We start from the raw sequence: 26,516 nt of genomic DNA on the forward strand, positions 1-26,516 counted from the left end.
GCCGTTCGAGGTCGGATTCGGAGCCTGCCGCTGCGTTTCACCTTGGTCGCGGCGTTGCTGCTCCTGGTCGGGTTGGGTCTGCTGGCGTCCGGTGTGGCGGTGACGTCGTCGCTCGAGTCCTCCCTGATGCGTCGCCTGGACAGTCAACTGGTCGAAGCGTCCCAGGGATGGGCGAAACCGGGTGGCGAACGCCCGCCCTTTCCGATCGACGAACCCAACCCGAACCGCCCGCCGACGAACTTCTTCGTTCGGTCCGTGGCCAACGACGGTACCGTCCGGGGCCCGATCAACGATGTGGCCGAGAGTGTTCCGGACCTCTCCGGTGCGCCGTCGGCAACTCCGAAGACCGTCGGTTCCGAGGGCGACCCATCGAAGGAGTGGCGGGTCATCACAGTGACCAACAGCGAGGGGTCCACCACCGTTGGCATGTCGCTCAGCGCCAACCAACAGACCGTCAGCCGGCTCGTGGTGCTGCAGTTCTACATCGGTGCCGCCGTGTTGCTGGCACTGGCCGTGATCGCCTACTTCGTGGTGCGCCGCAGTCTGCGACCGTTGCGTGAAGTGGAGACGACGGCCGCGGCCATCGCTGCCGGAGATCTGCATCGCCGGGTTCCCGAGTGGAGTGAGAAGACCGAGGTGGGCCGATTGTCGTTGGCCCTCAACGGAATGCTCTCGCAGATTCAGCGGGCATTCGCGGCAACTGCGGCCTCGGAGGAGGCGGCTCGTGCGTCCGAGGATCGGATGCGCCGCTTCGTCGCCGACGCCAGCCACGAACTGCGTACCCCGCTGACGACGATCCGCGGGTTCGCCGAGCTCTATCGGCAGGGCGCGATGAGCGACATCTCGTTGCTGATGACGCGTATCGAGGGCGAATCGGCGCGGATGGGCCTGCTCGTCGAAGACCTGCTGATGCTCGCGCGACTCGACGCGCAACGCCCGCTCGACATGCGTCGCGTCGACCTGCTGACCATCGCCGCCGATGCCGTGCACGACGCCAAGGCGGTCTCACCCGCGCGGGACATCTCGCTGAAAGTGTTGGCAGGGCCGGGAATACCCGAGGTCAGCGGCGACGACGCTCGCCTGCGGCAGGTACTGGCGAACCTCGTCGGAAACGCGGTGCGGCACACACCGGAATCGGCGTCGATCACCGTCTGCGTCGGGACCACCCAGTCCTCGGTGCTGCTCGAAGTCCAGGACACCGGCCCCGGTCTGGGCGAGGAAGAGGCGGCGCACGTGTTCGAGCGCTTCTATCGAGCCGACTCCTCCCGGACGCGCGAGAGCGGCGGCAGCGGGCTCGGGCTCTCGATCGTCGCGGCCTTGGTCGCGGCGCACAACGGCACCGTTCGGGTGCAGAGTACCCCCGGTCAGGGTGCGACCTTCCGGGTCGAATTACCCCGCGCCGACGGTTGATTCGCTTGCCGTCCTGGCTTTCTTGCGCTCGGCCAGTTTCGTGTACGCGGCTGCGGCGAGTGGCGCGGCCACGAGCATCGACACCAGTCGGATCACCTGCACACATGCGACGAAGGTGACATCCGACCCCGTGGTCGCCGACACGGCGAGCACAGCCGCCAGGCCGCCGGGTGTGGTCGCGAGGTACCCGGTGAGCATGCTGACCCCGGTGATCGCAGACAGCGCCCAGCCGAACAGCGCGCACACCAACCCGATCGAGAGCACCAGCAGTGCGGCCCACGGGAAGATGCGACCGATGGCCCGCAGGCTCGACACGGTGAAGGCGAGCCCCGCTTGCCATCCGATGACGATGAACGCCACCGGCAGCAGCACCGTGGGTACCGAGATGTCCACGGGCCATCCGAGCAGTTCGCAGGCGCCGGCGACGATCAGCGGTCCGAGCGTCGCCGGCGCGGGCAGTCGGATGAGCCGCGCCACAACGATTCCGGCGATGACGGCGGCGATCAGAAAGGCCGTGCCGATGTACCAGGGCGTTGTCGCCGTATCGTCCGCGCCTGCTCCGCCGCCGGTGTCGGTGTGGAACGCGAACGTGACGATCAGCGGCATCGTGACCACCACGAGCGCGACGCGCAGGTACTGCACCACGGCCACGATCCGCTCGTCCCCGCCGAGTTCTCGGGCGATGGACACCAGACCCGTTGCGCCACCGGCGATCAGGGACAGTGCTCCGGTGACGGGGTCGACATCGCGGTGCAGGGCGAGCAGTGCGCCGCAACCGGCGCTGACGATCAGCGTGCCCGCACCCACGAGAACGGCGGGAATCCAGTTCTCGCCCAACGCGCCGAGAGTGTCGGTGTCGAGCATCAGGCCGATGGTGACGGCCAGCGTGCCCTGTGCTGCCATCGACGCCGGGCGCGGTACCGCAGCCGGGCCGAGGCCGGTCAGAGCGAACACCACGGCGACGACGAGGGCCGCGAACAACGACGGTGCCGTCAGGCCCAGGGCCGCGAAAAGGGCCCAGCCCCCGACGGATACGGCCGCGAGGCCGATCCATCGGAGGCTGTTCCCCAGTATTCGTCTCATCCGTTTCGGAGCACTCACGCTCCGGACTTGACCAGAAGAACCGGGACCGGAATCTCGAGGAGCAGACGCTGAATGGTCTGTCCCATCAAGAACTTTCCGACCGCCGAGCGGTGTCGGGAGCCGACCACCAGGATCTCGGACTTCTGCTCTTCGACCAAGGTCAGCAGGGTGTTGACGGCATCGGGATCGGGCCGGCCCACCGCCACGGTCCAGGAGACGGCGTCGGCGTGATCGATATCGGCCAGTGCGGTCTCCACCGACGTGGACACTGCCTGCGTCTCGGCTGCCTCGGCGGAGGGCTCGGCCGATCCGGAGAGTGCGTGCAGGACGACGAGGTCCGTCTCTCGAATGCGGGCTTCTCGCACTGCGGCCGCCAACGCTGCGCGGCCCTCGGGTGAATTGTTGTGCAGTACGCCAACGGTCATGACAGTTTCTCCTACGACGAGTGGGGTGGGGGATCAGCCGAACGGGATCTGGCCGAGGAGGATGCCGACGGCCAGCATCGCGAGGGAGACGACCACCGCTCGCCACAGCACCTTCTTGTGGTGATCGGCCAGCGACACTCCGGCGAGGGTGACCAGCAGCAGGATGGCCGGAACCAGCGGACTCTGCAGGTGGACGGGCTGACCGGTGATCGACGCACGGGCCATCTCGACGGGGTCGATGCCGTACTTGCTCGCGGTCTCGGTCAACACCGGGAGGATGCCGAAGTAGAAGGCGTCGTTGGTCATGAAGAACGTCAGTGGGATGCTCAGGACGCCGGTGATGACGGCCAGGTACGGGCCCATGCCCGCCGGGATGACGTTGAGCAGCCACTCGGCCATGGCCTCGACCATGCCGGTGCCCTGGAAGACGCCGGTGAGAATTGCTGCGGCGAGCACCATGGCGACCACGGAGACGATGGAGGACGAGTGCCGTGCGATCGCGTCGCCCTGTTCCTTGACCTTGGGGAAGTTGACCGTCAGAGCGATCGAGGCAGCGATCATGAACAGCACAGGGATGGGCAGGATGTCCATGACGAGGATGACGAGCAGGATGACCGTCAGAGCAGCGTTGAACCACAGCAACTTCGGGCGCAGCGTGTCGCGATTGGGGTCCAGGCCGTCGAAGAACTGACCCGATTCGCCGGAGTCGTCCGATCCGCCGGTGCCTGATCCGCCGGTTCCCTTGCCGCCCTTGCGGATACTGCCGCCGCCACCGGAGGCCACCAGTTCGGGTTCGTAGATCAGCTTGCCGATGCGACGACGCTCCATGATGCCCAGGTGCACGGCGAACAGCAGCACGATGATCAGGCCGACGATCATCGAGGGAACCATCGGAACGAAGACGTCGGACGGGGAGATACCGAGAGCGGATGCGGCGCGCACCGTCGGGCCGCCCCACGGGATGATGTTCATCGTGCCATTGGCGAGACCGGCGACGACGGTCAGAATGACCGGGCTGACACCGAGTTTGAGGTACAACGGCAGCAGCGCGGACGTGACGATGATGAACGTGGTGGAGCCGTCACCGTCGAGCGAGACGACCATGGCCAGAATGGCTGTTCCGACAACGAGTTTCATCGGGTCGTTTCGCACGAGGCGCAGGATGCCGCGCACCAGCGGGTCGAACAGTCCGACGTCGATCATGATTCCGAAGAAGATGATGGCGAAGAACAGCAGGGCTGCAGTGGGGGCCAGAGACTTGATGCCGTCGGTGATCATGTCACCGATGCCGAGCCCGGCGCCGGCCAGCAGACCGAAGATGACGGGTACGAGGGTGAGTGCGACGACGGGCGTGGCTCTCTTGGTCAGGATCAAGAACATGAAGGCGGCTACCATGAGGAAGCCGAGTATCACCAACATCGTGCACTCCTTCTCGAAATGTGTGAGGTGGGTCCGGTTGGACTACGTGTTGTGACTGAAGTTACGTAACCGGCATCACATGTTCGCTGTTGTGCGCACTACCCGCGCAAGCAACGAAAAGAGCCTTTTGCGCATTGTGCTCGAGCCCGCTCGGCGCATAGCCTGGGTGGGTGCGATTGAGGACTCAGGTGCTGTTGTTGCAGGCAGCGCTGGTGGCAGTGGCTCTGGCGGTGGCGTTCGGGGTCTTCGCCATCAGTAGTGGCAGCCAGGCGAGCGAGGAATACGGCGAACGTGCACTGGCCGTTGCGCGGACGGTGGCGTCGGACCCGGAGGTGCGTTCGCTCGTCGAGCAGTTCTCTGCCGTGGACACCGCAGGCACCGACGCCGCGCCTGCGGGAGTGTTGGCAGGCGGAGCACTGCAGCGTGCAGCCGAGGGTGCCCGAATGCGCACCGACGCACTGTTCGTCGTCATCACCGACGATCGGGGTCTGCGGTTGGCGCATCCCGATCCGACAGTTCTGGGTCAGCGGGTGAGTACGGATCCGTCGGGGGCGCTGGCGGGCAACGAGGTGGTCGAGCAGGAGCGCGGCACCCTCGGCGACTCCGTGCGCGCGAAAGTGCCTGTACTGGCTCTCGGTTCGACCGACGTGGTGATCGGTGAAGTGAGCGTGGGGATCTCCACGACGGCCGTGCGCACCGAGTTGGTGAAAGATCTGATCAACGGCGCGTTGGTGACCGGTGCCGTACTGCTGCTCGGGCTGATCGGCTCGACTCTGTTGGCGCGCAGATGGAAACGGCTGACTCTGGGGCTCGAGCCGGAGGAGCTCGCCGAACTGGTCCGGGAACAAGAGGCGGTGTTGCACGGGATCGGTGAGGGTGTCGTCGCCATCGACCCCGATGGAGTCGTCACGGTCGTCAACGACGAGGCGCGCACCCTGCTCTCGATCGACGGTAAGCCGGGGATGCGCATCGAGGACATCGGTCTGACCCCGAGGCTGCTCGAGGTCATCGAATCGCCGACGTCCGAGCCGGTTCTCGCGGCCGTGAACGAGGTCGTGGTCATTGCGGCCGCCCGAAAAGTACTGCGCGACAATCGTGATCTGGGTACGGTGCTGACCGTGCGCGACCGAACCGATGTGGAGACGCTGACACGTCAGCTCGATGCGGTGCAGTCGATGTCCGCTGTGCTGCGCGCGCAGCGTCACGAGTTCGCGAATCGGATGCATCTGGTCAGTGGACTGCTGCACGAGGGTCACCCGGATCGGGCGTCGCAGTACATCGACGAGATTCTCGGTGTCGGACCGAGATCGGAATCCATCGAGGGCATCGACGCCGTGTCCGACGCCTATCTGCGGTCGTTTCTGACGGCGAAGGCCGCGCATGCGAGGGAGAGCGGAGTGCGGTTGGTGTTGGGGGAGAACACCTGGGTCGGCGGCGAAGTGGCCGTCCCCGTCGACGTGACCACGGTGCTGGGCAATCTCGTCGACAATGCGATCGATGCTGCCAGGCTGGGAGTGAGGCGGCCGGCCGAGGTGGAAGTGGAACTGGTGCAGGACGGTTCGACGTTGCACATCGTGGTTCTCGATTCCGGCGACGGGGTGGACCTGGCACCCGAGCAGGTGTTCGTCGAGGGAGTCTCGACCAAGTCGACGGAAGAATCGCCGGGCGGTCGGGGAGTGGGCCTGGCGCTGAGTCGGCAGATCGCGCGGACCCGCGGCGGCGACGTGACGCTGGCCGATGCCGGTGGGCAGATCACCGAGGAGAACGAACGAGGAGGCGCGGTGTTCATCGCGTCGATACCGGATGCGCTACAGGCAGATGAGGTCTCGCAATGAGAGTGCTGGTCGTGGACGACGATTTCCGGGTTGCGGATCTACATGCGGCACTGGTGAATTCACTCGACAACTACGAGGTCGCCGCAGTCGCGACGAGTGTCGCTCAGGCTCGGGAGTTGGCGTCGTCGCAGTCGTTCGATCTGGCGCTGGTCGACGTCTATCTGCCCGACGGATCGGGAATCGACCTGGTGCGCGAACTCGCCTGCGACGCAGTGGTGCTCTCGGCGGCGGCCGATCAACAGACGGTGCGCGCGGCAATGACCGCGGGTGCCTGGACGTATCTGATCAAGCCGTTTCCGCGATCGGCGTTGATCGACCGCCTCACCGGGTATCTGACGTACCGGACTGCTCTGGACCGTTCGGAGGAGCTGACCCAGGCCGACATCGACGGCGGACTCGACGCGCTGCGCCCGCGCGCGGCCGCGCCGCTGCCGTCCTCGCAGTCCGTGACCCGTGACCTGGTGCTCGACGCGGTGCGCACGACGGCCGACCCGATGTCCGCGGGCGAAGTTGCTGCAGCCATCGGCATTTCACGCGCGACAGCGCAGCGTTATCTGGCGACCCTGGTGTCCAAGGGCCGGTTGCGCATGCAGCTGCGTTACGGATCGACCGGGAGGCCGGAGCAGGAATACTCGCTAGCGCCCGGTGCGTGAGAACGACACCACCACGGCCCCGAGAACCGATATCGCAGCGGTGACCAAAGCTGCGGTGTTCCAGCCCTGCACCAGTCCGCCGGCTTCGTTCTGGCTGATCGCTTGGGTCATTCCGCCGGCTCCACTCCCGGCCGGAACGGCAACCACCGCAACGACGGTGACCCCGATAGCGGACCCGACGTAACGCGCAGTGTTGTTGGCACCGCTGCCCATGCCGCCTCGTCCGGCGGGAACGCTGGCCACCGCCTCGCGGCCGAGCGCAGCGTTGAGCACCCCGCTGGCGACTCCGGCCACGAGCAGGCCGGGAAGCAATCGTGGCCAGGAGGCGTTCTCGGACAACCCCGTCAGCATCAGCATGCCGATCGCGACGCCCACCAGCCCGACGGCGAGTTGCGTTCGACCGCTCAGCGACGCGGGCAGCCTGCGGGCCAGCAAGGCGGTGACCACGGACGTGGCCGACCAACCGAACAGCAGCAGGGCGGCACCGAGCGCGTCGATCCCCAGCACGGTTCCGAGGAATCCGGGCATGTACGACATCAGGGCGATGATGCCGCCGCCGGTGGCCAGCGCGGCGACGGTGGCGGCCAGAAACGGTGGGTGTCGGAAGAGGGTGAGATCGAGCATCGCAGCGGCACTGCGCAATTCGAGGACCACGAACGCGCCCAGTAACAGGGCGGCCAGCACGAACAAGATGATCGGGGCCATGGCTGTCCAGCCCTGCCTGCCCTCGACCAAGGCCGCCAGCAACGCGGCGATGCCCGTCGCCAACAGCAGCGCGCCGACCGGATCGAGGCCGCGGGGGGCGTCGGACCTGGATTCTTCGACGAGCACATGCGCGGCGGCGGCCAACGCGAGCGTGGCGATCGCGAGCACCACATAGGCCGTACGCCAACTCGCCGAGCGATCCAGTACGGCGGCGAGCAGAGGGCCGAGAGCGATGCCTGCACCCACGCTCGCACCCCAGACCCCGCTGGCCTTCGCGCGCACCGGACCGGCCGGGTGGGTGTGGGCGATGATGCCCAGGCTCGACGCGACGACGGCCGCGCCGCCGAGGCCCTGCAGGATGCGGGCGAGGACGAAGATCAGCGTGTTGGGGGCGAGTGCGCAGACGATTGCGCCGACGGCCAGGACCACCGCGCCGAGAGCGAACGTGCGGCGACGTCCGAAGTCGTCGGCGACGGTACCTGTGGTGAGCAACGCCGCGGCGAGGCCGATGCTCATGGAGCTGAGAATCCAGGTGCGTCCTGCGGCGTCGGACATCAGATCGACTGCGGTGCTGTTGATGGTCGCGAGCGGTGCGGTGAACGCCATCAGGGTCAGCAGGGTGCCGAGCGCTGCGATGGCGAGCGCGCGGGCGCTGTTCGCGGTGCCGGTGGGCGAGGGTGCAGTATCGGTCATCGTCGTCCTTGTGGTCTGGTGATCGAACTGTAAACGCCCAACTTGGTTCGGTCAACAGACTGTACTATCGCCCCATGGCACTCGGAATCGACTACGCCCGCCAGGACTGCTCCCTGGCCCGTGCCCTCGAACTCGTCGGTGAGCGATGGACCTTGCTCATCGTGCGCGACTGCTTCTTCGGCGTCCGACGCTTCGGTGATTTCCAGGTCCACCTCGACATCTCCAAAGCAGTCCTCGCACAACGACTCGGCGCGCTGGTCGACGCCGGGCTGCTCGAACGACGAGCACGCTCATCGGAGGGCGGGCGCGAGAACTACGTTCCGACCACCGCCCTCGAAGGACTGTGGCCCGCGGTGTTCGCCCTGAGCTACTGGGGTGAGGAACAGACCGCGAAACCCGCAGGGAAGCGTCGACGATTCCTGCACGCGGACTGCGGAACCGACCTCGGGCCACTGGGGTTGTGCCCCGAATGCGGCGTCGCGCCGGGGCCGCACGACATCGACACCGACATCGGCCCCGGCTACGACCCCGACACCCGATCCGACGAGGTCTCGATGCAGCTTCGGACGCGTCGGCGGCTGTTGACGCCGCTGCGTTGAGCGAGATGCGTCAGTTCGGGACGTGAGCCTCGTGGCCGAGCCGGCGTAGCGCTGCTCGGAGCTTGGCTGCGGCCTCGTCCTGCGACTCCGCCGACGGATTCGGATCGGCACCGGAGATGTCGAAGTTGCCCATGTCGTACGCCGGAAACACGTGCAGGTGCAGGTGCGGGACCTCGAGCCCGGCGATCAGCAGACCGGCGCGGGGAGCATCGAACGCGGTCTTGACGGCCTGACCGATTATCTGCGCGACGGCAGTGATCTTGGCGAACGCGGCACCGTCGACGTCCTGCCACTGGTCGATCTCCTCACGCGGAACCACCAACGTGTGGCCCGGAGTGAGCGGCGCGATCGTCAGAAACGCAACCACGTCGTCGTCCTGCCACACGAAACGCCCCGGAATCTCACCGGCGATGATCTTGCTGAAAATGGAAGCCATGGGAACAGGATGCCCTACCCGACTCGACCGGGGCCGTACCAGTGGGCGTGGCTCCCAGGTAATTGCCAGGTCGGTCGCAGGGCGATTCAAGGTCCGGGCCCGATCGTTGTCGTCATGACAACGAATTCCCTCGCACGAGCAGCAGGCCAGCGGCCCGGCTCGAACGCCACGGCCACTCTCGAGGTGGTCATTCCGGTATACAACGAAGAGGCCGATCTCGAACAGTGCATTCGTCGTCTCCACGAGCATCTGGAGGACCGAATCCCGTTCCGGTCCTCGATCACGATCGCCGACAATGCCAGTACCGACGGAACACTCGCTGTCGCACGTCGACTCGCCGACGAGATCGATGGAGTCCAGGTTCATCATCTGGACGAGAAAGGGCGGGGCCGGGCACTCAAAGCAGTGTGGCTGGCGTCGGACGCCGATGTGGTGGCGTACATGGACGTCGATCTGTCCACCGATCTCAATGCGCTGATGCCGCTGATCGCACCGTTGATGTCCGGTCATTCGGACCTCGCCATCGGCTCGCGGCTCAACCGATCGTCCCGAGTGGTTCGCGGTGCGAAACGTGAATTCATCTCGCGCAGTTACAATCTCATTCTGCGTACTTCGCTGCGCGCCCGCTTCTCCGATGCGCAGTGTGGTTTCAAGGCCATGCGCACCGACGTCGCCCGACAGCTGTTGCCGCTCGTCGAAGACACCGGGTGGTTCTTCGACACCGAATTGCTCGTCATCGCAGAGAAAGTCGGCCTGCGCATCCACGAGGTGCCCGTGGACTGGGTCGACGACCCGAACAGCAGCGTCAACATCGTCGACACCGCCGTCAAGGACCTGCAGGGCTGCTGGCGCGTCGGGCGTGCCCTCGCCACCGGTGTACTGCCGGTCGCCGAACTTCGCCGAAGCCTGGGACGGGAGCCGCTCGTGCCCGGAGTACCGCACGGAATGATCAGCCAGATGGTGCGATTCGGCATCATCGGCATCGCCAGCACCCTCGCCTACGCACTGCTGTACCTGATGCTCCATTCCCTGATCGGCGCGCAGGCCGCGAACTTCTTCGGGCTGCTGATCACCGCTGTGCTCAACACCGCGGCGAACCGTGCCTTCACCTTCGGCGTCCGGGGGCCCGACGGTGCGGGCAAACACCAACTGCAGGGGCTGGCGATCTTCGGCTTCGCACTTCTCGTCACCAGTGGATCGCTCGCCGTGCTGCACGCCTGGGTTCCCGATGTGTCCCGGCACGTCGAACTCGCCGTGCTCATCGTCGCCAATCTCGTTGCCACCGTGTGTCGATTCGTCGCCCTGCGGTGGGTCTTCCGTAGTTCACTGGACGCAGGCTCGGAGTCCGCGAGTTCGGAGAAGAGCCTGTGACGACGACGATGGAGCGGCCCTCCGCGGCTGCCGATTCTGCACCGGTGACCTCCCCGCGCTGGGAATTGATCGGGCTGGTGGCCCTGCTCTTCGGAACCGGCATTGCCTACATCTGGGGACTCGGCGCGTCGGGCTGGGCCAACTCCTTCTATTCCGCTGCGATACAGGCGGGTTCGGTGTCGTGGAAGGCCTTCTTCTTCGGATCCTCCGACGCCGCCAACTCGATCACCGTGGACAAGCCCCCGATGTCGCTGTGGCTGATGTCGTTGTCGGTACGCATCTTCGGGCTCAACACCTGGGCGATGCTCGTACCCCAGGCTCTTCTCGGCGTCGCCTCCGTGGCACTGCTGCGCGCTACCGTCAAGCGTCGATTCGGCGGCTCGGCCGGTCTGCTCGCAGGCCTGGTACTTGCCGTGACTCCTGTTGCCGCACTGATGTTCCGGTTCAACAATCCCGACGCGTTGTTGGTGCTGCTGATGATCGCCTCGGTGTGGGCGTTGCTGCGAGGCGTCGAGACCGGAAAGACCAAGTGGCTGTTGATCACCGGCACGTTCGTCGGATTCGGCTTCCTCACCAAGCAACTCCAGGTCATGCTCGTCGTACCGCCGCTGGCTCTGACCTATCTGATCGCCGGGCCGCCGAAGTTCCTCACCCGGCTGTGGCAGCTGTTCGGCGCGCTGGGCGCGATGATCGTCTCGGCCGGATGGTGGATTCTGATCGTGGAATTCTGGCCGGCGTCCTCACGGCCGTGGGTCGGTGGCTCGCAGAACAACTCGATCCTCGAACTCACGCTCGGATACAACGGATTCGGTCGCCTCAGTGGCGACGAGACCGGAAGTGTCACCCCCGGCCGCGGCGGTATGGGCGGCGACACGGCCGGGGGCATGGCGGGTGGGATGCCCGGTGGCATCTGGGGCGAGACCGGCATCCTCCGCATGTTCGACGCCTCCCAGGGCGGCCAGATTGCCTGGTTGATCCCGGCTGCGTTGATCCTGCTCGTCGTCGGACTCGTGTTGCGCGGCAGAGCCCCTCGGACAGACGTGCAACGCGCGTCGCTGATCGTCTGGGGATCGTGGTTGCTGGTCACCGGTCTGACGTTCAGCTTCATGGCCGGAATCTTCCACGCGTACTACACCGTTGCGCTCTCGCCCGCCGTCGCTGCTCTCGTCGGCATCGGCAGTGTGGTGCTGTGGCGTCGACGCGACACCTACTGGGTGCGCATCGCGATGGCCGTCGCAGTGGCGTCGACCGTCGCGATGGCGTGGGTGTTGCTCGGTCGCAGTGAGAGTTTCGTGCCGTGGCTGAAGTGGGCGATTCTCGTCGTCGGAATCGGGGCGGCCGTCGCGCTGCTGATCCCGGCACTGACTCGCGGCAGGCTGGCTGCGGCGTCGATCCTGGCGGTGATGTTCGCCGGACTCGCCGGACCGACTGCCTACGCGGTCGACACGATCGGCACACCGCATACCGGAGCCATCGTCTCGGCCGGTCCGAACACCGGCATGCGCGGATTCGGCGGTATGGGCGAAGGCCGGGGCGGACAGCGCGGGATGCAGTTGCCGGCCGGGGTTCAGATACCTGCTGGAATGCAACCGCCTGCGGGTTTCCCGGGTCAGGCCGGGGCTGCCGGCGGGGCCGACATGGGCGGGACGGGTCGGGGTATGGGCGGCGGTATGGGTGGTCTGCTCGAAGGCAGTGCACCGACTGCGGCCATCACCGAGATGCTCGAACAGGACGCCGACTCGTACACCTGGGTGGCAGCGGCCATCGGAGCCAACACCGCTGCGGGTTACCAACTGGCCACCGAGGACCCCGTCATGCCGGTCGGTGGATTCAACGGCACCGACCCCTCGCCGACCCTCGCCGAATTCCAGCAGTACGTCGCCGACGGCGAGATCCACTACTTCATCGGGAGCGGCGGCATGCCGGGCATGGAATCGGGGACCTCGGCAGAAATCTCCGCCTGGGTCACCGAGAACTTCACCGCGACCACGGTCGACAACGTGACGTTCTACGACCTCACGCAGTAACACCGAACCACCACGAAAGAGCCCCGCGCCGTGACAGGTGCGGGGCGCTTTCGCGTCGAGCAGATAGTCTGATGCACTGTGCGCGTACTAGTCATAGGTTCCGGTGCTCGTGAGCACGCCCTCCTCCTTGCGTTGAAGGCCGATCCGTCGGTCGAGAAGCTCTTCGTGGCTCCCGGCAACGCAGGCACCGCGAAGCTCGCCGAGCAGCACGCGGTCGATGTCGCCTCCGGTGAGGCGGTGACCGCGTTGGCGAAGAAGATCGAAGCCGATCTCGTCGTCATCGGACCGGAGGTTCCGCTGGTCCTCGGCGTTGCCGACGCCCTCCGTCAGGCCGGCATCGCCGCGTTCGGCCCCTCCGCCGACGCCGCCCGCATCGAAGGGTCCAAGGCCTTCGCCAAGGACGTCATGGCAGCGGCCGGTGTGCGGACCGCGCACAGCGAAATCGTCGACTCACCCGCCCTGCTCGACGCAGCCCTCGACCGTTTCGGACCCCACTGGGTGGTCAAGGACGACGGCTTGGCCGCAGGCAAGGGTGTCGTCGTCACCACCGATCGCCTCATCGCTCGCGATCACGCGGCCGAGCTCCTCGAGAACGGTCACCCGGTTCTGCTCGAATCCTTCCTCGACGGACCCGAGGTCTCCCTCTTCTGTCTCGTCGACGGCGAGTCCGTGGTGCCGCTGCTGCCCGCTCAGGACCACAAACGCGTCGGCGACGGAGACACAGGACCCAACACCGGCGGCATGGGTGCGTACACCCCGTTGCCGTGGTTGCCCGAGGGCGCGGTCGAGGAGATCGTCCGTGATGTGGTGAAACCCGTTGCCGCCGAGATGGTCGAGCGCGGTGTGCCGTTCTCCGGTCTGCTGTACGCGGGTCTTGCCATGGGTGCCGACGGTCCGGCGGTCGTCGAATTCAACTGCCGCTTCGGCGATCCCGAGACTCAGGCGGTGCTCGCGCTGCTCCACTCACCTCTCGGTGAAGTGTTGAACGCGACGGCAACCGGCACACTTGCGTCGCTTCCTCCGCTGCGCTGGAAGGACGGCGCGGCCGTCACCGTCGTCATCGCCGCCGAGAACTACCCCGGTCGACCACGCACCGGTGACGAAATCCTTGGCTCCGAGGGCGAAGGCGTGCTGCATGCCGGCACCGCGGTGAAGGACGGCGCGGTCGTCTCCGCGGGCGGACGCGTGCTCAGCGTGGTCGGAACCGGATTCGACCTCACCGCCGCCCGAGACGACGCCTACTCACGCATTGCGGGAATCCGATTGCCGGGCAGCCACTTCCGTACGGACATCGGGCTGGCTGCGGTGGAGGGTCGCATCTCGCTGTAGGTGCGGTGAGTGGGCGGGCGTCGGCCGGCGTGTTCCAGCAAACGCGCGCGCGTTCGTGAGACGCGCGCGGAATTGCCGGACGTTGCCAGTCGATCTTGCGCGCACTTGGCGAACGCGCGCGCGTTTGCAAAGGTCAGAGGTACCGAGCGAACCGGGATCAGTAGTGTCGATCGAATGCACAGTGAATCGCAGCGATCGAAGGTCGAGCCGTTCCATGTGATGGATGTGTTCGCCGCCGCGGCCGAGCGGGCCCGTACTCATGGCGACGTGCTCTCACTTGCTGCAGGTCAGCCCTCCACCCGAGCGCCTGAGCCGGTACTGCGCGCTACTCGCGAGGCACTGGACTCGCATCTGCTGGGGTACACCGAGACGCTGGGGATTCTGCCGCTGCGTCGCGCTATCGCCGAGCACCACAGCGCGCGGTACGGCATCACCGTCGACGCCGCGGACGTGGTGATCACCACCGGCTCGTCGGGCGCGTTCACGTTGCTGTTCCTCGCAGCGTTCGACGCGGGAGATACCGTCGTCATGGCGAGGCCGGGCTATCCGGCGTACCGAAACACGTTGGCCGCGTTGGGCTGCCGCGTCGTCGAGCTCGACTGCGTGGAAGAGACACGGTTCCAACCGACCGTCGCGATGCTCGAGGAACTGCCCGAGCCGCCCGCGGGTCTGATCATCGCGAGCCCCGCCAACCCCACCGGCACGATCATCGACCCCGACGAGCTGGCTGCGATCGCGCGCTGGTGTGACGAGCACGGAACTCTGTTGATCTCGGACGAGATCTACCACGGCATCGCCTACGGGGACGCGCGCACGTCGAGCGCCTGGGAAACCTCCACGGAATCCGTCGCCATCGGATCGGTGTCGAAGTACTTCTCGATGACCGGATGGCGGCTGGGGTGGATGCTGCTGCCGACCCGATTGCGCAGGGCCGTCGAACGATTGGCGTCGAACATGACGGTGTGCCCACCGGCGATCTCCCAGGTTGCCGCCATCGCGGCGTTCACCGAGGAGTCCCGCATCGAGCTTGATTCACATGTCGAGCGCTACGCCGTCAACCGCCGAATTCTGCTCGACGGTCTGCCGGCCATGGGCATCACCGATCTCGCACCGGCCGACGGTGCCTTCTACGTCTACGCCGACATTGCGCATCTGACCGAGAATTCGCGGAGTTGGTGCGAGCGAGTGCTGTCCGAGACCGGCGTCGCACTGGCACCGGGCGTCGACTTCGACACCGTGCGTGGCAATCACACGGTGCGATTCTCGTTCGCCGGGACGACCGCCGATGTCGAAGAGGCGTTGGAGCGACTTCGTCGCATGTGAGCGAAACTTCGACCCCCACTACGAAGTTCTGCTCACACGCGGCGCAGCCGCTCCAGTACCTCGGAGATATCGGCGGCGTCGACGTCGCGGTGGGTCACGAAGCGCACCTTGCCCGCGACGGTCACCGCGGCGATCCCCAACTCGGCCAGCTCGGTGACCGTCGTCGCCGGGTCGGGAACAGTCGCGAGGACGATGTTCGTCTCCGGCTCCGCCACCTCCCAGCCTCGCTCGCGCAGCCCGGAAGCGAGGGTCGACGCGTTGGCGTGATCGTCGGCGAGATCACCGATGCGGCCCAATGCGACGAGACCGGCAGCGGCGAGCACGCCACCCTGACGGACGCCGCCGCCCAACATCTTTCGGACGCGTCGCGCCTCGTGGATACGTGCGGAATCCGAGACGAGCATCGAGCCGACCGGAGCGCCGAGGCCTTTGCTCAGGCACACCTGCACCGTGTCGGCACCGGCAGCGAGCGACGCGATCGGAACATCCAGGGCGACAGCGGCATTCCACAGTCTCGCGCCGTCCAGGTGGACCTTCAGCCCGCAATCACGGCCGGCGGCAACGAGTTCCGCCCATTCGTCTGGGCCGATCACGGTCCCGCCAGCGAAGTTGTGGGTGTTCTCGAGCGACAGCAGCGTCGTCCGTAGCGAGAAGTACGGTCCTGCACCGCCCGCTTTCGCACGCACCGTCGACGCGAGAGGGCGGCCGGGGCCACCGTCGTGGGGGAGGGCGTCGGGCATCCCGCCTGCCAGCCATGCGGCAGTACCGAGCTCGGACCCCAGCACGTGCGCATGCTCGGGGGCCAGAAAGCGATCGCCGCGTTGTAGATGCAGCATCAGCGCGATGATGTTGCCCATCGAACCCGACGGCACCCACAGTGCCGACTCGAACCCGAGCAGACCTGCCACCGCTTCTTCCAGCGCTGCCATCGTCGGATCGTGATCGAGGACGTCGTCGCCCACTTCGGCGTCGGCCATGGCTTTTCGCATGACCGAATCGGGTCGGGTGATGGTGTCGGAGCGAAGGTCGATCGTTCGATGTGCCACGAGCAACGACAATTCCATAGCGCGAAAGCAGTCCGACGAACGGCCTCGAGCTGGCACGATAACTTGAATGTCCGCAGGTCCGACCGAGTCGCAGCACAAGGTGTCGGGTGCGACTCCGAAGGGAGTGCGCCGCCGGCAGGCACTGGCGTCTGCGGCCGCGGACCTTCTCGTCGAGGGCGGCTTCGACGCGGTGCGACACCGATCGGTGGCCGCGCGAGCCGGGCTTCCTCTTGCGTCGACCACCTACTATTTCGAGTCTCTCGGGGACCTGGTGGCCGCGGCGGTCGACGTCGTCGGAACCCGTGAGATCGACGTCATGCGCGGCCGCATCGAGGACGAGGGCAAGTGCTCGAACGAGATGGAGTCGACGGTCGACCTCATCGTCGACCTGCTGATCGGGCCGCAGGACGGCCACGAGCAGCTGATCGCGCGATACGAACGCTTCATCGCCTCGGCCCGGCATCCCGAACTACGAGAAGTGCAGCTGCGGCTGCGCGCCCAGATCGACGACCTGCTCACCGACGTGCTGCGCAGATCCGGCCGAACCGTGCAGGAAGAGCAGCTACGACGACTCGTGGCAGTGGTAGACGGGGCCGTCGTGGGTGCGCTCAGCGAAGTGGACCCCGACCCGCGCCACATGGCCCGAAGCATGCTCTTGGCCGTCATCGACATAGTGGCACCGGCGGAACAGGTGCCGGCCGACTGACTGCTAGTAGTTCTCGCCGGACTCTGCGTCTCGGATCGGCGGCGCCTCGCACACACCGTCCTCGCAGACGGGGCCGTGGTCGTCGCCGACCATCTCCAATGGACCGCTCATGAGCCGGCAGCAGCCTTCTGCAGCACGTCGGCGAACACCGACGGTTCCTGCGCGCCGGACACACCGAGCCGTCCGTCGATCACGAAGAACGGCACACCGCTGATCCCGTAGGCGATGGCCTGTTCCTTGTCCGCGCGCACTGCCGGCAGGAACTCCTCGGACTTCAGTGCCTCGACCACCTCGTCACGGTCGAGGCCGACCTCCGCGGCCAGTTCGGCGAGGTCCTCGGTGCGGCCGACGTGGCGGCCCTCCTCGAAATAGGCCGCCAGGAGTCGTTCCTTCATCTCCACCTGCTTGCCCTTCGACTTGGCGAAGTGCAGGAGCTCGTGCGCCTTGACGGTGTTGGTGTGCTGCACGGCGTCGAAGTCGTACGTGAGCCCCTCGCCTGCGGCCAACTCGGTCATCTGCGCCAACATCTGCGTGACCTGGGCGGCCGGCATACCTTTGTGAGAGACGAGAAAGTCGACCTCGCTGCCGTCGAAGTCGACCGGTGTGTCGGGTGCCAGCTCGAACGAGTGGAACTCCACCTCGAGCGTTCCGCCCCCGGCGGTGAACTCCGCAGCGCCTGCCTCGAAACGGCGCTTGCCGACGAAGCACCACGGGCACGCGATGTCGGACCAGATGTCGACCTTCACTGTTCGGCTCACGACGGCTCCAACATCGGAGCGCGCGTCGGTTATTCCACGCGGCGCGCAGCCGCTGGCACCAGGAAAAGGGCGGCGTACGCGATCCCGGGATGCCGGTACTGCAGTCCTTTTCCGAAACAGTGCAGTCGTCTTCCGAGACCGACAACTGCGCCACGTAAGCTGGACGCTCGTGAGCATCCCGAATGTCCTGGCCACCCGTTACGCGAGTCCCGAACTGGTGGAGCTGTGGTCGCCGGAGCACAAGATCGCCCTCGAACGCCAACTGTGGATCGCTGTGTTGCGCGCGCAGTCCTCCCTCGGAGTCGACGTCCCCAACGCTGCCATCGCGGACTACGAAGCCGTCGTCGACCAGGTGGATCTCGCGTCGATCGCCGAGCGCGAGCGCGTCACCCGGCACGACGTCAAGGCCCGCATCGAGGAGTTCAACGCCCTCGCCGGCCACGAGCACATCCACAAGGGGCTCACCAGTCGCGACCTCACCGAGAACGTCGAGCAGCTGCAGATTCTGCGCTCACTCGAGCACGTCCACGCGCACGGCGTCGCCGTCGCGAAGAGGCTGGCCGAGCGTGCTGCCGAGTACTCCTCGCTGGTCATGGCCGGTCGCAGTCACAATGTCGCAGCTCAGGCGACCACTCTGGGCAAGCGTTTCGCGTCGGCCGCCGACGAGCTGCTGTTGGCCCTGTCCCGGGTGCAGGAGCTGATCGCGCGCTACCCGCTACGCGGCATCAAGGGTCCGATGGGTACCTCGCAGGACATGCTCGACCTGTTCGGCGGCGACTCCGCCAAGCTCGTCGCGCTCGAGCGCATCGTCGCCGATCACCTCGGTTTCCGGCACACGATGACGAGCGTCGGCCAGGTCTATCCCCGTTCGCTCGACCACGAGGTCGTCTCCGCGCTGGTCCAGATCGGTGCCGGACCGTCCTCGTTCGCCCACACCGTGCGCCTGATGGCAGGCCACGAACTCGTCACCGAAGGCTTCCAGGCAGGCCAGGTGGGCTCGTCGGCAATGCCGCACAAGATGAACACTCGCTCGTGCGAGCGCGTCAACGGCCTGCAGGTGGTGCTGCGCGGCTACGGCTCGATGGCCGCCGAGCTCGCCGGTGCACAGTGGAACGAGGGCGACGTCTTCTGTTCCGTGGTGCGCCGCGTCGCGCTGCCCGACGCCTTCTTCGCCATCGACGGTCTCATCGAGACCTTCCTGACGGTGCTCGACGAATTCGGTGCGTACCCGGCCGTCATCGCCAAGGAACTCGACCGCTACCTGCCGTTCCTCGCGACGACCAAGGTGCTCATGGCCGCCGTGCGCGCAGGCGTCGGACGCGAGACGGCGCACGAGGCGATCAAGGAGCACGCCGTCGCGGTTGCGCTGGCGATGCGTGAGCAGGGACTGGAACCGGACCTGCTCGACCGGTTGGCCGCCGACGATCGGCTGCCACTCGACCGCGTTGCCCTCGATGCGGCACTGGCCGACAAGACGGCATTCGTCGGTGCCGCCGACGCGCAGGTCAGTGCGGTCGTCTCGGCAGTGGAGCGTCTGATCGCGAAGTTCCCCGCCGGGGCGTCGTACAGCCCGTCGCCGATTCTGTAGTCAGGAGAGGACACCGGGGAGGTCGGCCACGGAGTCGATCACGTGGTCGGGTTCCATCGCGAATTCGTCGGTGATGCGTCGGTCGAGCACGTCCTGACGGAACTTTCCGGTGCGAACGAGCACGCCGGTCATCCCGACGACCTGGGCGGCGAGGACGTCGTTGTCGAGGTCGTCGCCGACCATGACGACGTCTTCGGGGTCGACCCCCATCCGCTCGGACGCCGTCCGGAATCCCAGCGGAGCGGGCTTGCCGATGGCCTTCGCGGTGTGTCCCGACGCCTGTTCCATACCGCCGAGGTACATGCCGGTGTCGATGCGCAGTCCGGCTCCGGTGCTCCACATCAACGAACGGTGCATCGCGACGACGGGAATGCCCCGGCACAGCCAGTCGTAGACGCGGCTGAGCCGCTCGTGGGTGAACTCCGGGCCTGCCCCGCCGACGACGACGACATCGGGATCCTCGGACGTCTCGTCGACGAATTCGATTCCCGGCATGTCGCCTGCGATCTCACCGTTGTTGATCAGCACCACCCGCGCGTCCGGATAGTTCTCACGCAGATGATCCGCGGTGAGCGACGCGGCCGTGACGATCTCGTCCGAATGCACGTCGAGTCCCACCTCGCGCAGCGCCGTAGCGATCTGTCCACGGGTTTTGGACGTCGTATTCGTCAGGAAGGCGCGAGCAATGTCCTTGCTGTCCAGGTACTTCAGAGTCTCTGCTGCCCCTGGCACCGCCTGCCACGACGTGACGAGAACGCCGTCGATGTCGAAGAGAACCCCGCCGATGCTCATCGGCAAACAGTAGTCTCCGGGCCGGGGCCGCGCAGCTTCAGAGCCCCGAGCGCCTACGCTCGGAAGGTGTGAACCCCTACACGATTTTCGCCGAGATCATTGCCGGGACGGCCGAGGCTTCTCGCGTCCACGAGGACGAGACAGCGATTGCGTTCATGGACATCAGGCCGCTCACCAGCGGACATGTGTTGGTGGTGCCCAAGGAGCAGTATCGGACGCTGGCGGAGTTGCCGCCGGAGATCGGCGCGCACCTGTTCGTGGTGGGGCAGAAGGTGGCCGCCGCTGTGCGTGCCAGCAATTCGCGTGTCGCCGGCGTCAACTTCTTTCTCGCCGACGGCACGGTCGCCGGTCAGGAAATCTTCCACGTGCATCTGCACGTCATCCCACGCATGATCGGGGACGGCTTCGGCCTGCGGGCTCGGCCGTCGTCGCCGCAACGATCGGAACTGGACCGGCAGGCCGGAGAGATCGCAGCCGCGCTGTGATGGCCGCCTCGACGAAGTTCGGGGCCACCGGCAGATGCCTTCCGGTGACCCCGTGGCTCATGGTCCGCCGAATTACTCGGGCGTGACCTTCTTCGCCTTGGACAGCGCGTCGGCATAGATGTCGATTGTGTTCGTGTAGCGGCTGTAGCTCTTGTTGGCACCGTAGTCCCACAACACCATCTGCTGCTTGTCGACGGCAGCGATGGTGTCGAAGGCCGGGTAGCGGCTCGGAATATCGGCGAGCTTCACGTCGGCGGCGTTGGCGACGTCGTGATACACGAACGCGACGTCGGCGTCGATGGTCGACACGTTCTCCCACGACACCTTCTTCCAGTACCCGTCATCGGTGCCGTCGGGGGTGTACATCTTCAGGCCCCACCGTTGGTAGTCGCTGAAGTCCGGGTCTGCCGACGGATCGAGGACGTAAGCGACGTCGAGTGGCCAGACGCCGACGCTGGTGAGGTCCTGACTCTCGGAGGCAACTTTCTCGAAGTTCGCGACAGCGGCGTCGAATTCGGCCTTGATGTCGGCCAGTTGTGGCGTGTCTAGGTCGACGCCGAGCGAGGATGCGAGTCCGGCGTAGTTCTCGATGGTCTGTGCCGTCGAGGTCGTATCCAAGGTGACACCCAAAGTGGGGGCGAGCTGATCGATCGTGTCGGCCTTGGACGAGTCGGCTGTGGTGGTCAGTTTGCCGAACTGGCCGAATCGAGGGTTGTACTCGCCGATGACGAGATCCGGTTCGAGGCTGGCGGCTTTCTCGACATCGAATGTCCCCCAGCTCTCGCCGACCGATTCGATGCCCGTGAGATCGGAGCAGCTCAGAATCGGGCTGGTGGACATCGGAGTGGTCGACCAGATGGCGATGGGTCTGATGCCGTAAGACATCAGCGCTGCTGCCGATTCCTCGTCGGCGATGATTCTCGTCGGCTGAGCATCGAGCGAAATCGTGCGTCCGCGACCGTCGGTGTACGTGAACGGTCCCGATGCTCGGTCGACTGCATCGACGAGGTCGTTCTCGCCGCACGCGGCGGGGTTCGCGTTCAGGTCGACGACCTCGGTGTCGGTGGTGCCGCTGCTGCACGCTGCAGCGGCGAGAAGCACGAGCACCGCGATACCTCCGGTGAGGGCGCGAGGGCCGGTTCCGTATCGCCCCATGGTGCGGATTCTTGTCGAAGACATGCGCTCACTTTCGCGTTCGATGATGGACGGTGAACCGACGAGATCGAAGGGCCACACACGTGTCCGGGCGCACTCGGCGCACGACGGAGCCGTTGTAGCCCAGTAGATGTTAGGTTAGCCTACGGTAGGCAAGTAGCGCTGCTCATGACATCGAGCCAGGACGCTGGGCACTGCCGAGACGGCCATCGACGGACCCTCGCCGGCGTCACCCCGAATCTCGTCCGCAAGTAGAAGGAGACGCCCTATGCACCGCACCGAGCTCGGTGGAGCGATCCACCGTGTAGGCCTCGTTCATGCCGATCTGCACCTCGCCGGCCCCGCCGATCGAACCGCGGGGGCGAGCCGTCGATGACCTCGCACAACGATCTTTCCGACGGCACCTACGACATCGTCGGGGTCGGCTTCGGGCCCTCGAATCTGGGCCTGGCCATCGCGATCGAAGAGCACAATCGAATGTGCTCGCCGACAGAGCGATTGACGGCCTGCTTCGTCGAATCCAAGGACGAGTTCGCCTGGCACCCCGGCATGCTGTTGCCAGGGACGTCCATGCAGATCTCGTTCCTCAAAGACCTGGCGACCCAACGCAATGCCAGCAGTGAGTACAGCTTCCTGGCGTATCTGTCGGAACAGGGTCGGCTCAATCACTTCATCAATCTGCAGACGTTCTTCCCGAGCCGGCTCGAGTTTCACGACTACCTGGCTTGGGCCGCAGGCAAAGTCGACGCGACCGTGCACTACGGCACCCGGGCGCTGGACGTCGTCGACACCGGCGACGGCTACGGCGTCCGCACCGAGGGGCGGCGCACCGGGACCGTGCGAGGACGCAACATCGTGCTCGCCGGAGGACTGACCGCCACCCTGCCCGACGGGGTCACGGCGTCGGCGCGACAGTTCCACAACCACGATCTTCTCGGCGAGCTCGATCGGTTGCCGTCGCGGACGCAGCGCACCTTCGTCGTGGTCGGTGCCGGGCAGAGTGCCGCCGAGGTGGTGGACTACCTGCACTCGACGTACAGCGACGCGTCGGTGCACGCAGTGTTGCGCAAGTACGGATACAGCCCGGCCGACGACAGCCCCTACGCCAATCGCATCTTCGATCCGACGGCCGTCGACGACTTCTATTCGTCGTCGCACACACTGCGCGAGCAACTGCTGCACTATCACCGCGGCACCAACTACTCCGCTGTCGACCTGCCGTTGATCGAGGAGTTGTACGCACGCGAGTACTCCGAGCGAGTCAGCGGGAAGCGTCGGTTGTTCGTGCACGGAGCGTCCCGGTTGATCGGAGCCACCGAGGAGCCGTCGGGCGTTCGTGTCTCGGTCGAGCACGGCCCGACGGGGCTGGCCGAGGACATACTGTGCGACGCTGTCGTCTATGCCACCGGCTTCACGTCCCTCGACCTACCCGAGATCCTCGGTCCGCTGTTCGACGACGTCGAATACGACTCCCGCGGGCCTCGCGTGACGCGTGACTACCGACTCGTGACGCGTGAACCGAGTGCGGGTTCGATCTACCTGCAGGGCGGCACCGAGCACACGCATGGTCTGACCTCGTCGTTGCTGTCCAACATCGCTGTCCGCAGCGGTGAGATCGTGAAGTCCGCTGTGGGCGCGAGGGTGCGATCGGTGGTGTGAATCGGGTGAGGACGAGCGTGGGCGACGAGCCGGAACAGCGAGGCGTTCCGGCCGAAGTCGGTGGTCTCGCTCGCACCGATGCCCGTCGGGCCGCGGGGTTGTTTTTCGTCACCGGTGTGCTGGCGGCGCTGTGCCTGGTGAGCATCTCGGTGGGAACCGAGTACATCCCGATCGGCGAGGTGTGGCACGGTCTGTTCTTCGCCGACGGATCCACCGAATCGGTGATCGTTCGTGAACTGCGGCTTCCGCGTACCGTTCTGGGGTTGCTCGTGGGAATCGCCCTCGGGGTGGCCGGTGCGCTGATTCAGGCGATGACGCGAAATCCGCTGGCCGACCCGGGAATTCTCGGCGTCAACGCCGGGGCGGCCTTCTTCGTTGCGATCGCCGTCGGCGTGCTCGGTGTCACCGGCATCGGGTCCTACATCTGGTTCGCGTTCGCCGGCGCGGTGGTCGCCACGATTGCGGTGTACGCGCTGGGGGCGATGGGGCGAGCGGGAGCCACTCCGATTCGGTTGACGCTGTCCGGAATTGCGCTCGGAGCTGTACTGGGCGGCATCACCTCGGGCATGCTGCTGCTCGATCCGGATGCGTTCGACAGGATGAGGTTCTGGGGAGCCGGGTCGTTGGCCGGTCGAGGTATGGACATCGCGTCCGAAATCGCCCCGTTCATCGCGCTCGGAGTTTTCCTGTCTGCCCTGATCGCTCGTCCTCTCAATGCGATCGCGCTCGGCGACGATCTGGCCCAGTCGTTGGGGGCGAACGTGATTCGTACGCGAATCATCGGCGTCGTCGCAGTGACCCTGCTCGCCGGCGCTGCGACGGCCGCGGCCGGGCCCATCGGATTCGTCGGACTGATGATTCCGCACATGGTGCGGTGGTTCGTCGGACCGGACCAACGATGGATTCTGGTTTACACGGTGGTCGCGGCACCGGGTTTGCTGTTGCTCTCGGATGTGGTCGGACGCGTCGTGCTCAGGCCGGGGGAATTGCAGGTCGGCATCGTGACCGCGTTCGTCGGCGCACCGGTGCTGATCCTGCTGGTTCGCCGGAAGAAGGCGAGCGGGCTGTGACCCGTGAACAACGCGGCGGCGACATCGATTTCGGCCGAACGCTGTGGGTCGTGCGAGTGCGGGATCGAGTGGACGGCCGCATCGACATGCGAACGGTCGGCGTCTGCGCGGCCTTGCTGCTCGTGACGGTAGTGGTCTCCGTCGTCGCGGTCGGTACCGGCGACTTCTACATTCCGCCGAACGAGGTGCTCGCCGCGGTGTTCGGCGACGCGCCACGCCTCACCGAGATCGTGGTGATGGAGTGGCGGTTTCCCCGAGTGGCGCTGGCTTTCCTGTTCGGAGCCGCCCTCGGCGTATCGGGTGCGGTCTTTCAATCCTTGACGCGAAATCCGTTGGGCAGCCCGGACATCATCGGATTCGCCACCGGTTCCTACACCGGCGCGCTCGTCGTCATCCTCGCTCTCGGTGGTGGCTACTACCGGACCGGAGCGGGCGCGCTCGTCGGCGGACTCGCGACGGCGGCGGTGGTCTACCTGCTCGCGTACCGGCGCGGGGTGCAGGGCTTTCGGCTGATCATCGTCGGGATCGCCGTCAGTGCCGTCCTGGCCTCGGTCAACACCTGGCTCGTGATCAGGGCCGACCTCGACGACGCGATCGCGGCCGCAGTCTGGGGTGCGGGCACCCTCAACGGGCTGGGGTGGTCTCAGGTGGGACCCGTACTGGCGGTGTCGATCGTCATCGCGTCGTGCTTGGCGGTGCTCTCGCGTCGGCTGCCGATGTTGGAGATGGGGGACGATGCGGCGAGGGCGCTCGGTGTGCGCGCCGAGCCGACCCGTCTGATGCTGGTGTTCCTCGGAGTCGCGCTGATCGCGATGGTCACCGCGGCCGCGGGGCCCATCTCGTTCATCGCGCTCGCTGCTCCGCAGTTGGCTCGCCGCCTCACCGGCACCTCGTCAGTGGCGATGGTGCCTGCCGCGTGCATGGGAGCGCTGCTGCTGGTCGTCAGCGACGTTGTCGCACAGCGCGTCTTCGCTCCCACGCAGCTCCCGGTGGGTGTGGTGACCGTATCGGTCGGCGGCGCATACTTCGTGTGGTTGCTGGCGCGGGAAGGCAGGAAGCAGTGACGAAGCCTCGGTTGCACGCCGACGACATCACGGTCGGATACGACAAGAGCGTGGTCAGCGAGAACCTGACCGTCGAGATTCCCGACGGCAAGTTCACCGTCATCGTCGGACCGAACGCCTGCGGTAAATCGACTCTGCTGCGGGCACTCTCGCGGCTGCTGAAGCCCTCTCGTGGAACCGTTCTGCTGGACGGGAAGGCGATTTCGTCGTATCCGGCGAAAGAAGTTGCCCGACGCCTCGGCCTGCTTCCGCAGACCTCCATCGCACCCGACGGTATTTCGGTGGCCGATCTGGTTGCGCGGGGCCGCTATCCGCATCAGAAGCTGATCCGGCAGTGGTCGACGACCGACGAGGCCGCGGTGATCGAGGCCATGAACTCGACCGGAGTGACGTCACTGTCCGCTCGTCCGGTGGACGAACTGTCCGGCGGTCAGCAGCAACGCGTCTGGGTGGCAATGGTTCTCGCGCAGCAGACGCCGCTGCTGCTGTTGGACGAGCCGACGACCTTCCTCGACATCGCCCACCAGATCGAGCTTCTCGACCTGTTGGCCACTCTGAACCGCGAGAACGGTCGCACTCTGGTCGCAGTGCTGCACGACCTCAATCACGCCTGCCGGTACGCCGACCACATCATCGCGATGAAGGACGGCGCAGTGGTCACCGAGGGTGCGCCCGCCGACGTCGTCACCGCCGAGCTGGTGGAGGCGGTCTTCGGGCTGCCGTGCCGCATCATCGACGACCCGGAATCGCACACACCGTTGGTGATTCCCAAGGCGGGCGGTCGCAGGCTAGGCAAGGCTTAGTTTAGAATCGAGTAGGAATGGCTGCCGAGTCGGCCTGCGGGTTCTCTCGAGAGCCACGTCGAGATATGTATCGAGGGCGAAG

Annotated in this window: 24 protein-coding genes; 15 read left to right on the forward strand and 9 right to left on the reverse strand. The window is 66.2% G+C overall.

What is annotated here, in order from left to right:
- The first annotated feature begins 24 nt into the window (after positions 1–24).
- Complete coding sequence (locus R3P95_RS09445) at positions 25–1,410, forward strand: sensor histidine kinase (RefSeq protein ID WP_317548299.1); 1,386 nt, start codon at positions 25–27, stop codon at positions 1,408–1,410.
- On the opposite strand, the gene R3P95_RS09450 is transcribed toward R3P95_RS09445, so the two are convergent.
- The 3 genes from R3P95_RS09450 to R3P95_RS09460 are packed head-to-tail and all read right to left on the reverse strand — an operon-like array spanning position 1,390 to position 4,337.
- A complete protein-coding gene (locus R3P95_RS09450; protein WP_317548300.1) occupies positions 1,390–2,493 on the reverse strand; it encodes an AbrB family transcriptional regulator in 1,104 nt (367 codons plus the stop codon). The two genes, R3P95_RS09445 and R3P95_RS09450, sit on opposite strands and share 21 nt — an antisense overlap.
- A gap of 14 nt (positions 2,494–2,507) precedes the next feature.
- Positions 2,508–2,918: a universal stress protein gene (locus tag R3P95_RS09455; protein ID WP_068055827.1), complete on the reverse strand. Its 411-nt coding sequence runs from the start codon at positions 2,916–2,918 to the stop codon at positions 2,508–2,510.
- A 33-nt stretch (positions 2,919–2,951) separates the two neighbouring features.
- Positions 2,952–4,337 carry a CitMHS family transporter gene (locus R3P95_RS09460; RefSeq protein WP_317548171.1) on the reverse strand — a complete coding sequence of 462 codons (1,386 nt, stop codon included), beginning with the start codon at positions 4,335–4,337 and terminating at the stop codon, positions 2,952–2,954.
- 170 nt (positions 4,338–4,507) lie between these two features.
- Between R3P95_RS09460 and R3P95_RS09465 the strand changes: the two genes are divergently transcribed.
- Both R3P95_RS09465 and R3P95_RS09470 read left to right on the forward strand, forming a co-directional pair.
- Positions 4,508–6,172 (forward strand): sensor histidine kinase, encoded by a 1,665-nt coding sequence (locus tag R3P95_RS09465; protein WP_149404966.1) that lies wholly within the window; start codon positions 4,508–4,510, stop codon positions 6,170–6,172.
- Positions 6,169–6,825, forward strand: a complete 657-nt coding sequence (locus R3P95_RS09470; protein ID WP_149404967.1) for a response regulator — start codon at positions 6,169–6,171, stop codon at positions 6,823–6,825. The genes R3P95_RS09465 and R3P95_RS09470 overlap by 4 nt, the downstream gene beginning before the upstream one ends.
- On the opposite strand, the gene R3P95_RS09475 is transcribed toward R3P95_RS09470, so the two are convergent.
- Entirely contained in the window at positions 6,808–8,223 is a 1,416-nt protein-coding gene (locus R3P95_RS09475; RefSeq protein WP_317548174.1) for an MFS transporter, read from the reverse strand. The two genes, R3P95_RS09470 and R3P95_RS09475, sit on opposite strands and share 18 nt — an antisense overlap.
- A gap of 74 nt (positions 8,224–8,297) precedes the next feature.
- Here R3P95_RS09475 and R3P95_RS09480 point away from each other — a divergent pair, with 74 nt between their 5' ends.
- Positions 8,298–8,822 (forward strand): winged helix-turn-helix transcriptional regulator, encoded by a 525-nt coding sequence (locus R3P95_RS09480; RefSeq protein ID WP_317548175.1) that lies wholly within the window; start codon positions 8,298–8,300, stop codon positions 8,820–8,822.
- 10 nt (positions 8,823–8,832) lie between these two features.
- Here the strand turns inward: R3P95_RS09480 and R3P95_RS09485 are convergent, their stop codons facing one another.
- On the reverse strand, positions 8,833–9,258 hold the full coding sequence (locus tag R3P95_RS09485) for an HIT family protein (RefSeq protein WP_149404970.1): 426 nt from the start codon (positions 9,256–9,258) through the stop codon (positions 8,833–8,835).
- Positions 9,259–9,372: 114 nt separating this feature from the next.
- Between R3P95_RS09485 and R3P95_RS09490 the strand changes: the two genes are divergently transcribed.
- The 4 genes from R3P95_RS09490 (at position 9,373) to R3P95_RS09505 (ending at position 15,308) form a co-directional block, all read left to right on the forward strand.
- The gene (locus R3P95_RS09490) at positions 9,373–10,629 is read left to right on the forward strand and encodes a bifunctional glycosyltransferase family 2/GtrA family protein (RefSeq protein WP_317532510.1); all 1,257 of its coding nucleotides are present in this window, start codon (positions 9,373–9,375) and stop codon (positions 10,627–10,629) included.
- Positions 10,626–12,656, forward strand: a complete 2,031-nt coding sequence (locus R3P95_RS09495; RefSeq protein WP_317548176.1) for an ArnT family glycosyltransferase — start codon at positions 10,626–10,628, stop codon at positions 12,654–12,656. The genes R3P95_RS09490 and R3P95_RS09495 overlap by 4 nt, the downstream gene beginning before the upstream one ends.
- 78 nt (positions 12,657–12,734) lie before the next feature.
- The gene (gene purD, locus R3P95_RS09500) at positions 12,735–13,985 is read left to right on the forward strand and encodes a phosphoribosylamine--glycine ligase (RefSeq protein ID WP_317548177.1); all 1,251 of its coding nucleotides are present in this window, start codon (positions 12,735–12,737) and stop codon (positions 13,983–13,985) included.
- 174 nt (positions 13,986–14,159) lie between these two features.
- Positions 14,160–15,308, forward strand: a complete 1,149-nt coding sequence (locus tag R3P95_RS09505) for a pyridoxal phosphate-dependent aminotransferase (protein WP_317548178.1) — start codon at positions 14,160–14,162, stop codon at positions 15,306–15,308.
- Between the two features lie 32 nt (positions 15,309–15,340).
- Here the strand turns inward: R3P95_RS09505 and R3P95_RS09510 are convergent, their stop codons facing one another.
- A complete protein-coding gene (locus R3P95_RS09510) occupies positions 15,341–16,354 on the reverse strand; it encodes a threonine aldolase family protein (protein ID WP_449619234.1) in 1,014 nt (337 codons plus the stop codon).
- A 67-nt stretch (positions 16,355–16,421) separates the two neighbouring features.
- On the opposite strand from R3P95_RS09510, the gene R3P95_RS09515 reads away from it, so the two are divergent.
- A complete protein-coding gene (locus R3P95_RS09515; protein ID WP_045196709.1) occupies positions 16,422–17,060 on the forward strand; it encodes a TetR/AcrR family transcriptional regulator in 639 nt (212 codons plus the stop codon).
- Between the two features lie 107 nt (positions 17,061–17,167).
- Here R3P95_RS09515 and R3P95_RS09520 read toward each other — a convergent pair whose 3' ends face one another.
- The gene (locus R3P95_RS09520) at positions 17,168–17,818 is read right to left on the reverse strand and encodes a DsbA family oxidoreductase (RefSeq protein WP_317548181.1); all 651 of its coding nucleotides are present in this window, start codon (positions 17,816–17,818) and stop codon (positions 17,168–17,170) included.
- A 169-nt stretch (positions 17,819–17,987) separates the two neighbouring features.
- On the opposite strand from R3P95_RS09520, the gene purB reads away from it, so the two are divergent.
- Positions 17,988–19,406, forward strand: a complete 1,419-nt coding sequence (gene purB / locus R3P95_RS09525; RefSeq protein WP_317548182.1) for an adenylosuccinate lyase — start codon at positions 17,988–17,990, stop codon at positions 19,404–19,406.
- On the opposite strand, the gene R3P95_RS09530 is transcribed toward purB, so the two are convergent.
- Positions 19,407–20,198: an HAD-IIA family hydrolase gene (locus R3P95_RS09530; RefSeq protein WP_094639272.1), complete on the reverse strand. Its 792-nt coding sequence runs from the start codon at positions 20,196–20,198 to the stop codon at positions 19,407–19,409.
- A gap of 68 nt (positions 20,199–20,266) precedes the next feature.
- On the opposite strand from R3P95_RS09530, the gene R3P95_RS09535 reads away from it, so the two are divergent.
- Positions 20,267–20,683, forward strand: coding sequence for an HIT family protein (locus R3P95_RS09535; RefSeq protein ID WP_094668663.1), 417 nt, complete (start codon positions 20,267–20,269; stop codon positions 20,681–20,683).
- A gap of 72 nt (positions 20,684–20,755) precedes the next feature.
- On the opposite strand, the gene R3P95_RS09540 is transcribed toward R3P95_RS09535, so the two are convergent.
- Positions 20,756–21,862 (reverse strand): ABC transporter substrate-binding protein, encoded by a 1,107-nt coding sequence (locus tag R3P95_RS09540; RefSeq protein WP_317548184.1) that lies wholly within the window; start codon positions 21,860–21,862, stop codon positions 20,756–20,758.
- 348 nt (positions 21,863–22,210) lie between these two features.
- On the opposite strand from R3P95_RS09540, the gene R3P95_RS09545 reads away from it, so the two are divergent.
- Genes R3P95_RS09545 through R3P95_RS09560 form a run of 4 tightly spaced genes read left to right on the forward strand, consistent with a single transcriptional unit; the run spans position 22,211 to position 26,434 of the window.
- Positions 22,211–23,497 (forward strand): lysine N(6)-hydroxylase/L-ornithine N(5)-oxygenase family protein, encoded by a 1,287-nt coding sequence (locus R3P95_RS09545; RefSeq protein WP_317548186.1) that lies wholly within the window; start codon positions 22,211–22,213, stop codon positions 23,495–23,497.
- A 17-nt stretch (positions 23,498–23,514) separates the two neighbouring features.
- A complete protein-coding gene (locus R3P95_RS09550) occupies positions 23,515–24,567 on the forward strand; it encodes a FecCD family ABC transporter permease (protein ID WP_317548187.1) in 1,053 nt (350 codons plus the stop codon).
- Positions 24,564–25,631 (forward strand): FecCD family ABC transporter permease, encoded by a 1,068-nt coding sequence (locus tag R3P95_RS09555; protein ID WP_317548189.1) that lies wholly within the window; start codon positions 24,564–24,566, stop codon positions 25,629–25,631. Before R3P95_RS09550 ends, R3P95_RS09555 begins: the two co-directional genes overlap by 4 nt.
- The gene (locus tag R3P95_RS09560) at positions 25,628–26,434 is read left to right on the forward strand and encodes an ABC transporter ATP-binding protein (RefSeq protein ID WP_317548190.1); all 807 of its coding nucleotides are present in this window, start codon (positions 25,628–25,630) and stop codon (positions 26,432–26,434) included. The genes R3P95_RS09555 and R3P95_RS09560 overlap by 4 nt, the downstream gene beginning before the upstream one ends.
- Positions 26,435–26,516: the final 82 nt, after the last annotated feature.

Origin of the sequence: Rhodococcus cercidiphylli (assembly GCF_033042225.1) — a bacterium.
Classification (GTDB): Bacteria; Actinomycetota; Actinomycetes; order Mycobacteriales; family Mycobacteriaceae; genus Rhodococcoides.

What these genes read in the sequence shown, in the direction of transcription:
- R3P95_RS09450 (WP_317548300.1), bottom strand. Translation starts at nt 2,493, where the DNA reads ATGAGACGAATACTGGGGAACAGCCTCCGATGGATCGGCCTCGCGGCC.
- R3P95_RS09455 (WP_068055827.1), bottom strand. Translation starts at nt 2,918, where the DNA reads ATGACCGTTGGCGTACTGCACAACAATTCACCCGAGGGCCGCGCAGCG.
- R3P95_RS09460 (WP_317548171.1), bottom strand. Translation starts at nt 4,337, where the DNA reads ATGTTGGTGATACTCGGCTTCCTCATGGTAGCCGCCTTCATGTTCTTG.
- R3P95_RS09470 (WP_149404967.1), top strand. Translation starts at nt 6,169, where the DNA reads ATGAGAGTGCTGGTCGTGGACGACGATTTCCGGGTTGCGGATCTACAT.
- R3P95_RS09475 (WP_317548174.1), bottom strand. Translation starts at nt 8,223, where the DNA reads ATGACCGATACTGCACCCTCGCCCACCGGCACCGCGAACAGCGCCCGC.
- R3P95_RS09480 (WP_317548175.1), top strand. Translation starts at nt 8,298, where the DNA reads ATGGCACTCGGAATCGACTACGCCCGCCAGGACTGCTCCCTGGCCCGT.
- R3P95_RS09485 (WP_149404970.1), bottom strand. Translation starts at nt 9,258, where the DNA reads ATGGCTTCCATTTTCAGCAAGATCATCGCCGGTGAGATTCCGGGGCGT.
- R3P95_RS09490 (WP_317532510.1), top strand. Translation starts at nt 9,373, where the DNA reads ATGACAACGAATTCCCTCGCACGAGCAGCAGGCCAGCGGCCCGGCTCG.
- R3P95_RS09505 (WP_317548178.1), top strand. Translation starts at nt 14,160, where the DNA reads ATGCACAGTGAATCGCAGCGATCGAAGGTCGAGCCGTTCCATGTGATG.
- R3P95_RS09515 (WP_045196709.1), top strand. Translation starts at nt 16,422, where the DNA reads ATGTCCGCAGGTCCGACCGAGTCGCAGCACAAGGTGTCGGGTGCGACT.
- R3P95_RS09530 (WP_094639272.1), bottom strand. Translation starts at nt 20,198, where the DNA reads ATGAGCATCGGCGGGGTTCTCTTCGACATCGACGGCGTTCTCGTCACG.
- R3P95_RS09540 (WP_317548184.1), bottom strand. Translation starts at nt 21,862, where the DNA reads ATGTCTTCGACAAGAATCCGCACCATGGGGCGATACGGAACCGGCCCT.
- R3P95_RS09545 (WP_317548186.1), top strand. Translation starts at nt 22,211, where the DNA reads ATGACCTCGCACAACGATCTTTCCGACGGCACCTACGACATCGTCGGG.